Origin of the sequence: Halobacillus sp. Cin3 (assembly GCF_947311855.1) — a bacterium.
Lineage (GTDB): Bacteria > Bacillota > Bacilli > Bacillales > Halobacillaceae > Halobacillus > Halobacillus kuroshimensis.
Map to the genome: position 1 here is coordinate 120,447 of NZ_CAMZMV010000005.1, position 14,096 is coordinate 134,542.

Below are 14,096 nucleotides of genomic sequence, written 5' to 3' on the forward strand. Positions count from 1 at the left end.
AGCGGTGCTGAAAAAACTAAACAGTGTACGCTACATGTTCATCCGCTCTCATCTTTACGGCCTTTTTCTAAATACATTGATCCTGCTGGCTGTCCTGCTGTCCGTCGACGTTTGGTTTGATCCAGCGTGGCTGGAAGCGGGAGCGGTTCTGCTGTTTATTGTAGTGTATGTCTTTATCGGTTTTTTGACGGCACTGTATGCCGGGTTTCGTTCGAGCGGGGATATGAAACAGCGTCTCGACTATATTTCAACAATGATCACACAGCTGGCGAGAGGGAAGCTGTCGTCCAGGATTTACTTTCAGGAGGATGATGAAATTGCCGGGCTCGGAGATGAATTGAATACCCTCGGTGAAAAGCTGCAGCAGCAGAAGGATGCCCTTTTGAAGCTGGCTGACGAAAAAGGGGAGCTCGCCCGATCCGCCCATAAAGCAGCAGCGATTGAAGAGAGGCAGCGTCTGGCCCGGGATCTTCATGATGCCGTCAGTCAGCAGTTGTTTGCCTTGACCATGATGGCACAGGCGGCTGAAAAGATCTTTGAGCGTGACCCTGTCCGTGCGAAAGAGCAGGTGGGGGATATGACTCAGATGGCGCTCCAGGCTCAGACGGAAATGAGAGCGCTGCTGCTTCATCTCCGACCGGTGCATTTATCCGGGGAATCTTTGACCGAAGGGGTGGCGGCTTTAATCGAAGAATTGAAACAGAAGTGCCGGATTGAATTTCACGTGGATATGGAGGATGTAGAAGGTTTAACGAAAACGATGGAGGATCAGCTCTTCCGTATTGTTCAGGAAGCCTTATCCAACGTTCTGCGGCACGCAGGGGCGGATGAAGTGAAAGTCACCTGCACGAGCGATGGGGAAGAAGTTTTCTTACATATCTCCGACAATGGAGCAGGCTTTCATGTAGAAGAAAAAAAGGGAAACAAAGCTTCCTACGGTTTGAAAACGATGCAGGAGCGCTGTGAGGAAATCGGCGGCATTTTTTCGCTGCGGTCGAGGAAAGGAGAGGGGACGCATATCGATCTGCGTGTTCCTGTCCGTTTTACAATGGAGGGGGAAACAGGATGATCCGTGTAGTAGTCGTTGATGATCATGATGTTGTACGCAAAGGCGTCATTGCTTATTTAAGTACGGAAGAGGACCTGGATATTGTAGGGGAGGCATCCAGCGGCATAGCAGGAGCGGCCGTAGTGCAGGAGCAGAAGCCGGATGTTGTCCTCATGGACTTGATTATGGATGACGGAACCGGTATAGAAGCCACAGAAGAAATTATGAAAACCGAAAAGTGCCGGATTATCATTCTGACGAGCTATTACGACGATGAAAAGGTCTTCCCCGCCCTTGAAGCCGGGGCCTTCAGCTACATGCTGAAAACCTCCTCGGCTGATGAAATCGCAGACGCGATCCGGAAGGCTTTCGCGGGAGAAAATGTCATCGAACCGAAAGTCGCCACGAAAATGATGACCCGGTTTCGGAAAGAAAAATCCCTGCATGAGGATTTGACGAAGCGGGAGCTTGAAGTTCTCAAATGTATCGGAGAAGGGATGACCAATCAGGAAATCAGTGATGTTCTTTACATCGGCATAAAAACAGTGAAAACCCACGTCAGTCATGTGCTGAGTAAGCTTGAGGTGCAGGATCGGACGCAGGCGGCTGTTTATGCCCATCGTAGTGGTTTGGTACAGGCGTAATGGGAGCGGTTTATATATGGATAAACCCTTTGTTTTCAATAGATACACGAGTATAATGACTGGTAGGAGAGAGAAAGGGAGACTTGTATGAAGAAGGATCATGAAATCCGGCTGTTTGTTATCTGGGCTGTTTCTCTGATTGCCATGGCCGGAAGCTTGTTTTTTTCAGAAGTGCTCGGCTTTCCGCCGTGTGAGTTGTGCTGGTATCAGCGTATCCTCATGTACCCGCTCGTTCTCATATACGGGACGGCCCTGGTTAAAAAGGATGCGGCGATTGCGCTGCCGGGGCTGTTTATGAGCGGTATCGGGATGTTCGTGTCTGCGTGGCATTACAGCCTGCAGAAAATCCCGGCCTTGTCTGCCGGAGATTCGTGCGGGCTTGTGCCTTGCAGCGGCCAGTATATCAACGTGTTTGGTTTTATCACCATTCCGTTTTTAGCGGGAACCGCTTTTATTATCATTTTTATCATTCACATGCGTGTAGTGAAAAAGGAAGGAAGTCGTCGTTCATGAAAAAAGGCATGATTATTTTTGCCAGTGTGCTGGCTGTTCTCGTTGTTGTCCTTATCTTTGTTGTTAATTACCAGAACAATCAAAAGACAGCTGATAATCCTTATGGAAAGGAAGAACTGGACCAGGCTACAATCAACCAGCTGGACGATCCGAATTATCAGAATCAGATTCTGCCGGATGAGCTGGAAGAGGAAATCGAATCGGGAGATCCGGTTACCGTATATTTCTACAGCCCGACCTGTTCTTTTTGCCAGCGGACAACCCCTGTGCTTGTGCCGATCGTAGAGGATCTGGATATCGATATGAAAAAAATGAACTTGCTGGAATTCAGTGTGGGAGAAGAGTATCAAATTCAATCAACGCCGACGCTTGTTCATTATGAAAATGGCGAAGAGCAGGCGAGGCTTGTCGGAGAACAGCCGGAAACGGTATTTGAGGAATTTTTCCAGGATGAAGTGCTCAATGGTTCCGAGGAAGAATAAAAAAGTGAGCGGCGTGTGCCGCTCACTTTTGCTATGCTAGTCTTCAAGCTGGATCATACGGTATTGTGTAATATAGGCGTCTCCGTCTATAAAGGAAGGTTTCTTCGCGTGTTTCGGTCCGGACTTTTTATGGGCATCATCAAAGGATTTGGAATTCTTCCAGTCTTCGAAATCCTGCTGGTTCCGCCACTGGGTGAAGACAACATACGTATTTCCTTTCAGCGGGCGGAGGATACGGATGGCCTGGAAGCCTTCCTGGTTTTCTACGCTTCCTGCCCTCTGCTTGAAACGATCTTCAAATACCGGGCGTCCTTCTTCACTGACGGGGATGTTGTTCATGACCACATACCCTTCCGACTGGACGTCCCCGACATGGTCGACCGTTTCATAATCCCGGCCCTCAGAGAAAATCGAAGGACCGTCTCCTTCATAATAAGCGAGGGTTTTATCCTGATCCTGCATGTAGAAAATGGAGGCGTCAGGGTGCTGCTCCCGCAGTTTAGCTAAGTAATCCAGTGTACCACTTGTCATTGAAACTTTCATAGGCGATGTCTCCTTTCCTTCGGTATCTTCAGTGTATCAATAGCGGTTGAAGGGTGGCAAGCTGGAAGGTGACAGACAGAAAGGATCGAAATGCAGTGAAATTAAAAAAACAATGGGACAAGCTTCCTTCCTGGGTGAAGAAATGGAAGTGGCCGCTCCTCGGCCTTGGAGTGCTTGTCTTTTTCTTAGTTGCAGGCTTTATGACGATCTACTTCGGCGGGCGCTTCGTCGTCAATGAGAAGGATTTAATCCTTGATGAAATGACGACAGTGGAAACAGCCGATGGTGAAGTGATTGAGCGTATCTATACGAAGAATCGGCAGGTCGTCAGCATCGACCAGGTTCCTGATCATGTGCAGGAAGCCTTTACAGCCGTGGAAGACAGCCGTTTCCGCGAGCACTCCGGCGTAGACTTCAAAGGTATTCTACGAGCTGTATATAAGGATATCATTGCCATGAAAAAGGTGGAGGGAGCCAGTACCATCACGCAGCAGCTGGCAAAAAATGTATTTTTGACCAATGAAAAGACGTGGATGCGTAAGACGAAAGAAGTGATGGCTGCGCTTTATTTGGAGCGGAACTTCACGAAAGATGAAATTTTGGAGCTTTATTTGAATCGGATTTATTTCGGGGGAGGAACGTACGGCATTGAAGCCGCTTCCCGCCACTACTTCCAAACCTCGGTCTCAGACCTCAGTATCGCTCAAGGAGCACTATTGGCAGGGCTGCCGAAAGCGCCGAATACCTACTCGCCTTTTGAAAACCCTGAAGCAGCGGAAGAACGAAGGAACGTTGTGCTGGCACGGATGTATGATGTAGGAAGCATTGACGCCGCTGTACTGAAACAGATGCAGGGCACGACGTTAGCTGTGGAAAGAGATGAAGATACGGAGGAGACGTGGTCCAATAGTTACGTCGACCTCGTTATTCAGGAGGCGGCTGAAAAGTATCATATCTCCCGGGATGAACTGAAGCGGGGCGGTTATCAGATCATCGTGGAGATGGATCCGGTCATTCAGAAAATTGCTGCCGAAGAAATGAAAAACGGCGAATATATCCCCGGTACAGCAGGTCCTGTGGAAGGGGCACTGACGATTACAGATCACCGGACAGGAGCCGTCGCTGCCGCTGTCGGCGGACGGGATTATGTACACGGGGACTATAACCGGGTTCTTTCAAAACAGCCGCCGGCTTCAACGATCAAACCGTTCGCGGTCTACGGCCCGGCCCTCATGATGGATGAATATGACCCGTATTCTCTGCTGTCGGATGAACGGCAGGCCTTTGGTGAGTTTAATCCAAGAAACTACAACGATGAGTATGAAGGACAGGTGTCTCTCTACGAAGCCCTTGTGGAATCGAAGAACGTGTCGGCAGTGTGGCTGCTTGACCAGATCGGCATCCCTTACGCGAAAACGTATTTAGACAAGCTTGGCCTTTCTACAAAGGACGAAGGGCTTGCGATTGCCTTAGGCGGGCTTTCTGAAGGCTTTACACCTATTCAGATGGCAGAGGCTTACGGGGCGCTTGCGCAGTCAGGAGTGAAAAAAGACAGTTATACCATCAAGCAGATGGCAGACCGGGAGGGAAAGGTTATCCATGAGCATACACCGGAAGAGGTGCAGGTGTTTGACGCTCAGACTTCCTGGTATTTGACGGAAATTCTGCAGACGGTCGTTGAGGATGGCACCGCAAGTTCCGGTGACTACCCGAAAGCCCTGGCTGGGAAAACCGGCACACAGCAGGATACAGATGTCTGGTTTGCCGGCTATACCCCGGAATATGCCGGAGCCGTCTGGATGGGGTATGACTCCAATGAAGAAGGCAGCCGTCTGGAAGGCAGCAGTGCCTATCCGGCCCGCATGATGAAACGCATCTTAACGAAAGTGGACCAGCAGCAGGAGCTTGGGACAGCGTTTGAACAGCCGGATGGAGTGGAAAGTCTTCCTGATCCTGTGTCCCTGCCGGTGATTACAGATGCGGAGGCTAATCTAAACCTGGGCGGACTGGCTACGCTGCGTGGGACGATTACGTGGAGCATACCGGAGGATGAGCGGATTATTTACCGTATTTTCAGGGAAGAAGAGGGAGAGGATGTTAAAGTCGGGGAAGTGACCGGCAAAGGGGAGTTCCGCATCAGTGCGTTCAGCGTTTTTGATGAGACCCGCTACTACATCGTCCCCGCCGACCCGCTCACAGGTAAAGAAGGACAGCCGTCCAACTCTGTACGCCTGAACTGGGACTTTTAAAATCGTACAAAATCGTGACAAACCACTTATACAGCGACATGGTTTTCCGATAAATGTTATAGTTGAAAACGGGTCGTTGATGAACGTTAAAAAGGAGTCTTATTCATGAAGAAAATTGAGAATGACACAATATTGAGAGCTTTCCGCGGTGAAGAAACCGATCATACACCCGTATGGTTTATGCGTCAGGCCGGACGGTCACAGCCTGAGTACCGCAAATTAAAAGAGAAATACTCATTGTTTGAGATCACTCATGAACCGGAATTGTGCGCCTACGTCACACGTCTGCCTGTCGAGCAGTACGGGGTGGATGCCGCCATTCTGTATAAGGATATTATGTCCCCCCTTCCGGCGATTGGTGTGGATGTCGAGATCAAAAAAGGGGTCGGTCCCGTCATCCATAATCCAGTCCGCTCGAAGGACGACATTCTAAAGCTTGGAACCATTGATCCGGAAGCGGATGTTCCTTATGTTCTGGATACCATTCGTCTGCTTACGAAAGAACAGTTGACGGTTCCGTTGATCGGCTTCAGTGGAGCGCCTTTCACATTGGCGAGTTATATGATTGAAGGTGGACCTTCCAAGAACTACAGCAAAACTAAATCATTGATGTACAGTGAGCCGATGACATGGTTTGCTCTCATGGATAAGCTTGCTGATATGGTGATCGAATATGTAAAAGCTCAGGTGGCAGCCGGAGCCGAAGCCATCCAGATTTTCGATTCGTGGGTGGGCTCCCTGAACGTTGAAGATTACCGGACTTTTATCAAACCGGTGATGCAGCGGATCTTTTCTGAACTGAAGGAGGAAAATGTTCCGTTGATTACCTTCGGCGTCGGGGCTGGTCATTTGATTCACGAATGGGATGATCTTCCTGTCGATGTCATCGGTCTGGATTGGAGAATGTCGATTACGGAAGCAAGAAACGCAGGGGTGACGAAACCGCTGCAGGGAAACCTGGATCCGACGATTCTATTATCCGACTGGGACGTCATTGAAGAGCGCGCCAAACGAATCATTGATGAGGGAAGGAAGCATCCGTCCCACATCTTTAATCTTGGACATGGTGTGACTCCGGATATCAAACCGGAAACATTGAAGCGTTTGACCGATTTAATCCACACATATTCAAAAAAGAACTAAGAGGTGAAGCCGCATGGCACAAAAGAAAATGGGACTTTTAGTAATGGCTTATGGAACTCCTTATAAGGAAGAAGATTTGGAGCGTTATTACACACACATCCGCCGGGGCAGAAAACCATCGGATGAGCTTCTTCAGGATCTGCGTGATCGTTATGATGCCATCGGAGGCATTTCTCCACTGGCCCGGATTACGGATGATCAGGCGGAAGCAGTGAAGAACGCATTGAATGAAAAACAGGACGATATTGAATTTCACATGTACCTTGGCTTAAAGCACATTGAACCGTTTGTGGAAGATGCGGTGGCACAGATGGCCGAAGACGGCATCGACGAAGCGGTTTCCATTGTGCTTGCTCCCCACTATTCCACGTACAGCGTGAAATCCTATAATGGACGTGCGAAAGAAGAAGCTGACAAGCATGGCATCACGATTCGTTCTGTGGAAAGCTGGTACGATGCACCGGGCTTTATTGACTACTGGAAGCAGGCCCTGGAAGCGGAATACGGCAAAATGGATGAAGCAGAAAAAGAAAACAGCTGCCTGATCGTATCGGCGCACAGTCTGCCGATGAAGATTTTGGAAGGCGGCGATCCATATCCGGATCAGTTGAAGAAAACAGCGGATCTGATTGCAGAAGCTGCTGGCATCACCAATTATGAAATCGGCTGGCAGAGTGAAGGGAATACACCGGATCCATGGATTGGTCCGGACGTACAGGACCTGACACGGGATCTCTATCATGACAAAGGGTACACCACCTTTGTGTATGCGCCGGTCGGCTTCGTTTCCGATCACCTGGAAGTTCTATACGATAACGATTATGAGTGTAAGGTTGTCTGTGATGAAATCGGAGCAGGCTATTACCGTCCTGAAATGCCGAATACGCATCCACAGTTCATCGACACTCTTGCTGATGTCGTGCTGGATAAAGCGAAAGAGCAGTAAGGCTATGGGGGAACGAAAACAAGTCGTGGTCATAGGCGGGGGGATCACAGGATTAACATCCGCCTATTATCTTCAAAAAAAAGCAGCCGAAAAAGACATCCCTCTCGATGTGTCACTCATAGAAGCCGGCAGTCGTCTGGGCGGTAAAATAGAGACTGTGAAAAGGGACGGGTTCACGATTGAACGCGGTCCCGACTCCTTTCTTGAACGGAAGGAAAGCGCCGGACGCCTGGCCCGTGAAGTGGGGCTGGGGGAAGAGCTTGTTCCCAATGGGACCGGTCAGTCCTACATTTTAGTCAATGGACGGCTTCACAAGATGCCGGCAGGATCCTACATGGGAATTCCTACCCGGATCCGTCCGTTCCTTTTTTCCGGGTTGTTTACGCCGGCAGGGAAAATCAGGGCGTCGATGGATCTTGTGAAGCCCAGAAAGACGGTGGAGGGGGATCAGTCACTCGGACTTTTCTTCCGGCGGCGACTAGGGAATCAAGTGGTCGAAAACCTGATTGAGCCGCTTTTATCCGGCATTTATGCCGGGGACATCGACCAGCTCAGCCTGAAGGCGACCTTCCCGCAGTTTTATGAGATGGAGCAGGAGCACGGCAGCCTGATCAAGGGACTGCGCCGCACCACTTCTATACCGAAGCGTAAAAAAGGCGAAAAGAAACCGAGCATGTTCCGGACCCTGAAACACGGGCTCAGCTCCCTGGTGGTTGCGGTCGAAGAGCAGCTGCATCCGGGAACGGTACAGACGGGAGTCCAAGTGAATCATATCGAGAAACAGGATGATGGCTATCAGCTTATGCTCAGTAATGGAACAGTGAAGGAAGCGGATGCTGTAATCATGGCCGTCCCCCACTTCGCTGTTCAGCGCATGCTGTCCCACTTGGACTTTCTTGAGCCGTTTAAAAACATTAATGCCACATCGGTGGCCAACGTCGCTATGGCTTTCGATGCATCAGCCATTAAGAAGGATATTGACGGCACAGGTTTTGTCGTATCGAGAAACAGCGATTTCCGGATCACCGCCTGTACGTGGACACATAAAAAATGGCCGCACTCGACACCAGAGGGTAAAGTGCTTCTCCGGTGTTATGTCGGTAAGCCTTCGGATCAGGAAATCGTCGATAAGACGGATGAAGAAATCCAGGACATCGTTTTGAAGGATTTGAATAAAACGATGAACATTACCGAAAAACCGGATTTTTCTGTTGTGACACGCTGGCATGATGCGATGCCTCAGTATAAGGTGGGGCATAAGGAAAAGCTGCAGCATATTACAGCAGCTATGGAAAAAGAGCTGCCCGGCATTTACCTGGCCGGTGGCTCCTACCGCGGCATCGGTCTTCCTGACTGTATTGACCAGGGAGAAGCGGCCGTAGAGAAGGTTCTCACACATCTTTTTGTATAATGGCACGAGAAGAGCTCCCCGTATCAACGGGGAGCTTTTTTTATATGCAGCCTTCCTGATAGAAGCCTGCAACCTTATGAAAGGGCTTGCATGAAACGACAAGGCTTAGTATGATAATAATTGGAAACGTTTTCAAATAGCATCAAGGGGGAAATAGATATGGCTACGATTGAAGATGTAGCGAAATTGGCTGGATTATCAAGGACGACGGTGTCCCGCGTCATTAATGATCAGCCATACGTGACTGAAGAAAAGCGGCAGCGAATAGTCCAGGCCATGAAGGACCTCGGGTATGTCCCCAATTCATCTGCGCGCCGCCTGCGCAGCCAGAAAACAGAAACCATAGCAGTCCTGCTGCCCCGGGTTACCAATCCATTCTTCGGAAACTTAATTGAAGCGATGGAGCAGAAAGCATCCGAATGGGGATACCAGGTGATCGTCTGCCAGACCCACCATTCCAGCAAAAAAGAAATCGACTATCTTCAGCTGCTGAAAACAAAGCAGGTGGACGGTGTCATTATGGCTTCCCTCGTCAATGATTGGAAGGATGTCGAACCTTATCTGGAGTCCGGTCCCATCGTATTCTGTAATGAATACATGGAGGATGCGTCGATTCCGATGATTCATATGGATCATAAAACAGCCGCTTATGAAGCCGCTGTTCATTTGCTGGAGCAGGGGTGTAAACATATTGCGTACGCCAGCGGAGGGCCGGAAAGTCATCTGGGGGCTATGCGGAAGCAGGGATTCCTTGAGGCGTTGGAGGAATATGGACGACCTTTTCTCGATGAGCTTAATATCGACTGGGCGATTGATGTCAGTGACGGACAGAAGGTCTTTCATTTGATTCGCAGCGACTTCCCTTATATTGACGGGGTATTTACTGGATCGGATGAAGTAGCGGCCGGTTTAATCTATGAAGCTTCTTCCTCAGACTGGAAGGTGCCGGAGGACCTCGCCGTGGTAGGGTTTGATAATCAGATGGTGTCGCTCCTGATGGTACCTTCTGTCACAACCATCCAGCAGCCGGTCATACAAATGGCGGATAAAACGGTGGAAGTACTCATACAGCAGCTTCTTCATCCGGGAGCCATTGCACCGAAACGGTATGTCTATCCCCATCAGCTTCTATTAAGAAATTCAACGAAACGCAGAGAGGCAGCCATTCAGTAGTTTTCTACGAATGGCTTTTTTTATGGCATCCATAAAAAAAGCAGCTGATGCCAGCTGCTTTAAATGATAGGTTCACTCTATGGATTTTTGTGGAATACTGGAATTAACGGGCAGGGTGGTCGCAGTCGTCGCAAACATTACCATAACAGTCGGCTTTTTCCTGAATGACATTTCCACATTGAGCACAGTGCTTTTTCGGCAGGTTACGGAAAAACTCAAGAACATTCATCATGGTAAATCGCCTCCAAGTATTTTTAATGTAAAACCATTGTATTATAACAATATTCAGAAATCAACCATCTGTTATAAAACAAAGCATATTTAGGCGGAATTTTTTGAAAAAGGAGTGGATCATGTGAAAGTGACGATTATCGGATACTGGGGAGCCTACCCGGCGGCAGGAAGTGCGACCTCCGGATACTTGTTGGAGAAGGATGGATTTACGATGCTTGTCGATTGCGGAAGTGGTGTGTTGTCACGCCTGCAGCAGTACAAAAGAGTGATGGATCTTGATGCCGTCCTTCTGTCTCATTACCATCATGACCATATAGCGGATATCGGACCGCTGCAGTATGCGATGCTCGTACAGAGCACTCTGCATGAAACAAATCAGAAACTTTATATCTACGGTCATAAAGAAGACAAACAGCAGTTTGAGCGGCTGAGCCATCAGTATACAGAAGGCGTCGGTTATGACCCTGGAGAAACGCTTAAACTTGGACCATTTACGATTGACTTTCAAAAAACCTCCCACCCTGTTCCTTGTTATGGTATGCGGATCAGTGATGGGGACAACACGATTGTTTATACAGCGGACACGAGTTATTTCGAAGCGTGGGCGGATTTTGCAGAAGGGGCGGATCTTTTGATTACAGATACGAACTTCTATCATGGAATGGACGGGACCGGTCCGGGGCATATGACCAGTACAGAAGCTGCCTCCATCGCCCGGGATGCCGGGGTGGATACGCTCTGGCTCAGTCATCTCCCGCATTTCGGGGATCATACCCGCCTGCGCCAGGAAGCCCAGAACGTTTTTCAAGGAACTATTCAGCTCGCAGAGGAAGGTTTATCCTGGAGTAAATAGATTGTTTCTCCTTTTCTAAACGATTACAATGGTACATGGAATAAGGACTGGAAAGGATGAAAGCCATGCTTTTTATAGACCACGAAGGAATTAATGATCCCAGGATTAATCTGGCGATCGAGGAGTATGCCTTAAAAAATCTCGATATTAATGAAACCTACTTACTGTTCTATATCAATGAACCGTCCATCATTATTGGGAAGAACCAAAACACGGTGGAGGAAATCAACACCAATTATGTAGAAGATAACGGCATTCACGTTGTACGCCGCCTGTCCGGTGGGGGAGCCGTTTATCATGATCTCGGAAACTTGAATTTCAGCTTCATCACGAAGGATGACGGAGACAGCTTCCATGATTTCGCTAAATTTACGAAGCCGGTGACAGAAGCCTTGAAAAAACTCGGTGTAAATGCGGAGTTGTCCGGAAGAAATGACATCACCGCAGAGGATGGACGGAAAATTTCAGGAAATGCCCAGTTTTCTACACGAGGACGGATGTTCAGTCATGGAACGTTGATGCTGGATTCTGAAATCGAAAACGTTGTATCTGCGCTGAATGTGAAAACAGAAAAGATCAAATCCAAAGGAATCAAATCGATCCGAAGCCGCGTTGCGAACATCTCTGAATTTCTCGAAGAGCCGATTTCCATGGAGGAGTTCAAACATCTGATTCTCCGCTATATTTTTGATGTGGAGGATGTGAAGGATGTACCACAGTATAAGCTGACTGCGGAAGACTGGGACAACATCCATAAACTCGCCGATGAGCGCTATAAAAACTGGGACTGGAACTACGGCCGTTCTCCGAAGTTCAACATCCAGCACACCAAGCGGATCGAAGGAGCAGGAAGTTATGATGTCCGTCTTGATGTGTCTAAAGGTACCATCCAGAATGCAAAAGTGTTCGGAGATTTCTTCGGTGTCGGTGATATCCATGTGATCGAGGATACATTGATCGGATGCAGGTATGAACGCCAGGCTATCTCTGAAGCCTTGGATGAGGTGGATATTTCCTATTACCTAGGGAAAATCTCAAAAGAAGACTTTTTGAATATCCTTTATTGAAAGATTCCCGGTCTCTTTTGGAGGGGCCGGGTTTTTCATATTTCAGGTTTAGACATAAGTTGATAAAAAGTTTTCAGTATTTTATAATTAATTAGAAAAAACAAATAGTGAATGATTATTCATTCATGATAAGGGGGAGCATGCATGAATTTAAGCGGACAGCTGATGCTGACGGCTCGAGAAAACCCTGACAAGGATGCCTATGTTTTTCAAGGTCATTCGGTCAGCTACAAAGAGTTCGATGCGTCCGTAACGAAATTCGCTTCAACGTTGTCCAGGCTTGGCTATGGAAAAGGAGACCATGTGGCTTTGGTAAGTGGGAACAGTCCTCTGTTTATGATCGGCTTGTACGGAGCCCTCCGTGCGGGAACGACCGTTATTCCAATCAATCCGACCTACACAGCATCAGAAATTGGATACATTTTAAAGAATGGAGATGTCAAAGCTGTCATCACTATGGATGTCCTTTTGGAAATTTTTGAACAGTTGGATCATCACAGTGATGTGGAGCAATATTTTGCTGCCGATACAAACAGCGGTATTGATTTATCCGCATCTTCACTGTATCCAAAAATGAAATCGTTTACAAATGCGGTGGAGGAAGGCAGTCCGGCCTTTGAGGGCCCGCCGCTTGAGGATGAAGACACGGGAGTCATCCTTTATACCTCAGGAACGACCGGGAAGCCGAAAGGTGCGATGCTGACCCACCGGAATTTATATTCCAACGCCACAGATGTGGCGGACTACCTGGAGTTTTCTTCCGAGGACCGGGTCATTGCCACACTGCCGATGTTCCATGTTTTCTGCCTGACCGTCTGTTTGAATGCACCGCTTATGAACGGGGGGACCATCCTCGTCATTCCGAAGTTTTCCCCTCAGGAAGTATTTGCTGTGGCAGATGAATATAAAGCTACCGTGTTTGCCGGAGTGCCGACGATGTACAATTATCTGCAGCAGACAGGAAGAGATCAGGTACAGACCTTCCGCCATATGCGTCTGTCCATCTCCGGCGGTTCATCGCTGCCTGTATCCCTGCTGGAATCTTTTGAACAGCAGTTTCACGTACGGATCTCAGAAGGGTATGGATTGTCGGAGGCTTCGCCGGTCACGGCCTTCAACCCGCTGGACCGCCCGAGAAAAGCTGGATCAATAGGGAGAAATATAAAAAATGTAGAAAACCGCGTCGTGGATGAACTAGGGGAGGATGTTCCTGTCGGAGAAGTCGGAGAGTTGATTGTCAAAGGGCCGAACGTGATGAAGGGCTATTACAAAATGCCGGAGGAAACAGCTGTAACAATTAGAGATGGCTGGCTTTATACCGGTGATATGGCCCGTGTGGACGAAGAAGGGTATTTCTACATTGTGGACCGGAAGAAGGATATGATTCTTGTCGGGGGCTATAATGTCTATCCAAGAGAAGTGGAAGAGGTTTTATACAGCCATGAGGATATTACGGAAGTGGCGGTCGTCGGTGCGCCGCACCCGGAGCTTGGGGAAACAGTCATCAGTTTTGTTGTTTCCAGGAATCCGTCTCTGGGGGAAGCCGAACTGCTCGCTTTCTGCCGTGAGCGGCTCGCCAAGTATAAATGGCCGTCCCGGATTGAGTTTCTACATGAACTGCCGAAGAACACAACAGGGAAAATATTAAGAAAGAATTTACGTGAACAGCTCACCAGTTCTTAATCTTTAAGCCGTTCCGGTTTTATTCAGCCGGTGCGGCTTCTTTAATTTAACAATGATTTATAAGAACTTAAGACCCCGTTTATTTTCTCTTGATATTTTAAAGAGGA

14 protein-coding genes are annotated in these 14,096 nt (G+C 48.5%); 12 read left to right on the plus strand and 2 right to left on the minus strand.

What is annotated here, in order from left to right:
• Positions 1-4: 4 nt before the first annotated feature.
• The 4 genes from QMA39_RS15945 (at position 5) to QMA39_RS15960 (ending at position 2,687) form a co-directional block, all read left to right on the plus strand.
• Complete coding sequence (locus tag QMA39_RS15945; protein ID WP_027956526.1) at positions 5-1,069, plus strand: sensor histidine kinase; 1,065 nt, start codon at positions 5-7, stop codon at positions 1,067-1,069.
• Positions 1,066-1,692 (plus strand): response regulator transcription factor, encoded by a 627-nt coding sequence (locus tag QMA39_RS15950; protein ID WP_281659303.1) that lies wholly within the window; start codon positions 1,066-1,068, stop codon positions 1,690-1,692. The genes QMA39_RS15945 and QMA39_RS15950 overlap by 4 nt, the downstream gene beginning before the upstream one ends.
• 87 nt (positions 1,693-1,779) lie before the next feature.
• Positions 1,780-2,205, plus strand: coding sequence for a disulfide oxidoreductase (locus tag QMA39_RS15955; RefSeq protein ID WP_027956524.1), 426 nt, complete (start codon positions 1,780-1,782; stop codon positions 2,203-2,205).
• The gene (locus QMA39_RS15960) at positions 2,202-2,687 is read left to right on the plus strand and encodes a thioredoxin family protein (protein WP_281659304.1); all 486 of its coding nucleotides are present in this window, start codon (positions 2,202-2,204) and stop codon (positions 2,685-2,687) included. The genes QMA39_RS15955 and QMA39_RS15960 overlap by 4 nt, the downstream gene beginning before the upstream one ends.
• A 36-nt stretch (positions 2,688-2,723) precedes the next feature.
• On the opposite strand, the gene QMA39_RS15965 is transcribed toward QMA39_RS15960, so the two are convergent.
• On the minus strand, positions 2,724-3,230 hold the full coding sequence (locus QMA39_RS15965; RefSeq protein ID WP_027956522.1) for an antibiotic biosynthesis monooxygenase: 507 nt from the start codon (positions 3,228-3,230) through the stop codon (positions 2,724-2,726).
• 95 nt (positions 3,231-3,325) lie between these two features.
• Between QMA39_RS15965 and QMA39_RS15970 the strand changes: the two genes are divergently transcribed.
• The 5 genes from QMA39_RS15970 (at position 3,326) to QMA39_RS15990 (ending at position 10,152) form a co-directional block, all read left to right on the plus strand.
• Positions 3,326-5,479, plus strand: a complete 2,154-nt coding sequence (locus QMA39_RS15970) for a PBP1A family penicillin-binding protein (RefSeq protein ID WP_281659305.1) — start codon at positions 3,326-3,328, stop codon at positions 5,477-5,479.
• A gap of 105 nt (positions 5,480-5,584) precedes the next feature.
• Positions 5,585-6,622: a uroporphyrinogen decarboxylase gene (hemE, locus tag QMA39_RS15975; RefSeq protein WP_027956520.1), complete on the plus strand. Its 1,038-nt coding sequence runs from the start codon at positions 5,585-5,587 to the stop codon at positions 6,620-6,622.
• A gap of 13 nt (positions 6,623-6,635) precedes the next feature.
• On the plus strand, positions 6,636-7,568 hold the full coding sequence (gene hemH, locus QMA39_RS15980; protein WP_027956519.1) for a ferrochelatase: 933 nt from the start codon (positions 6,636-6,638) through the stop codon (positions 7,566-7,568).
• Positions 7,569-7,572: 4 nt separating this feature from the next.
• On the plus strand, positions 7,573-8,979 hold the full coding sequence (gene hemY, locus QMA39_RS15985) for a protoporphyrinogen oxidase (RefSeq protein WP_281659306.1): 1,407 nt from the start codon (positions 7,573-7,575) through the stop codon (positions 8,977-8,979).
• 159 nt (positions 8,980-9,138) lie between these two features.
• The gene (locus QMA39_RS15990) at positions 9,139-10,152 is read left to right on the plus strand and encodes a LacI family DNA-binding transcriptional regulator (protein ID WP_281659307.1); all 1,014 of its coding nucleotides are present in this window, start codon (positions 9,139-9,141) and stop codon (positions 10,150-10,152) included.
• Positions 10,153-10,255: 103 nt separating this feature from the next.
• On the opposite strand, the gene yhfH is transcribed toward QMA39_RS15990, so the two are convergent.
• Positions 10,256-10,384, minus strand: coding sequence for a protein YhfH (yhfH, locus tag QMA39_RS15995; RefSeq protein ID WP_084163219.1), 129 nt, complete (start codon positions 10,382-10,384; stop codon positions 10,256-10,258).
• Between the two features lie 123 nt (positions 10,385-10,507).
• Between yhfH and QMA39_RS16000 the strand changes: the two genes are divergently transcribed.
• The 3 genes from QMA39_RS16000 (at position 10,508) to QMA39_RS16010 (ending at position 13,989) form a co-directional block, all read left to right on the plus strand.
• On the plus strand, positions 10,508-11,239 hold the full coding sequence (locus QMA39_RS16000) for an MBL fold metallo-hydrolase (protein WP_281659308.1): 732 nt from the start codon (positions 10,508-10,510) through the stop codon (positions 11,237-11,239).
• A gap of 65 nt (positions 11,240-11,304) precedes the next feature.
• The gene (locus tag QMA39_RS16005) at positions 11,305-12,306 is read left to right on the plus strand and encodes a lipoate--protein ligase (protein ID WP_027956515.1); all 1,002 of its coding nucleotides are present in this window, start codon (positions 11,305-11,307) and stop codon (positions 12,304-12,306) included.
• A 144-nt stretch (positions 12,307-12,450) separates the two neighbouring features.
• Positions 12,451-13,989, plus strand: coding sequence for a fatty acid--CoA ligase family protein (locus QMA39_RS16010; protein WP_281659309.1), 1,539 nt, complete (start codon positions 12,451-12,453; stop codon positions 13,987-13,989).
• Positions 13,990-14,096: the final 107 nt, after the last annotated feature.

Excerpts from the sequence above, each read along its gene's own strand:
- QMA39_RS15960 (WP_281659304.1), top strand. The coding sequence starts at position 2,202 with ATGAAAAAAGGCATGATTATTTTTGCCAGTGTGCTGGCTGTTCTCGTT.
- QMA39_RS16010 (WP_281659309.1), top strand. The coding sequence starts at position 12,451 with ATGAATTTAAGCGGACAGCTGATGCTGACGGCTCGAGAAAACCCTGAC.
- QMA39_RS15955 (WP_027956524.1), top strand. The coding sequence starts at position 1,780 with ATGAAGAAGGATCATGAAATCCGGCTGTTTGTTATCTGGGCTGTTTCT.
- hemY (WP_281659306.1), top strand. The coding sequence starts at position 7,573 with ATGGGGGAACGAAAACAAGTCGTGGTCATAGGCGGGGGGATCACAGGA.
- QMA39_RS15990 (WP_281659307.1), top strand. The coding sequence starts at position 9,139 with ATGGCTACGATTGAAGATGTAGCGAAATTGGCTGGATTATCAAGGACG.
- QMA39_RS16005 (WP_027956515.1), top strand. The coding sequence starts at position 11,305 with ATGCTTTTTATAGACCACGAAGGAATTAATGATCCCAGGATTAATCTG.
- hemE (WP_027956520.1), top strand. The coding sequence starts at position 5,585 with ATGAAGAAAATTGAGAATGACACAATATTGAGAGCTTTCCGCGGTGAA.
- QMA39_RS15965 (WP_027956522.1), bottom strand. The coding sequence starts at position 3,230 with ATGAAAGTTTCAATGACAAGTGGTACACTGGATTACTTAGCTAAACTG.
- QMA39_RS15950 (WP_281659303.1), top strand. The coding sequence starts at position 1,066 with ATGATCCGTGTAGTAGTCGTTGATGATCATGATGTTGTACGCAAAGGC.
- yhfH (WP_084163219.1), bottom strand. The coding sequence starts at position 10,384 with ATGATGAATGTTCTTGAGTTTTTCCGTAACCTGCCGAAAAAGCACTGT.
- hemH (WP_027956519.1), top strand. The coding sequence starts at position 6,636 with ATGGCACAAAAGAAAATGGGACTTTTAGTAATGGCTTATGGAACTCCT.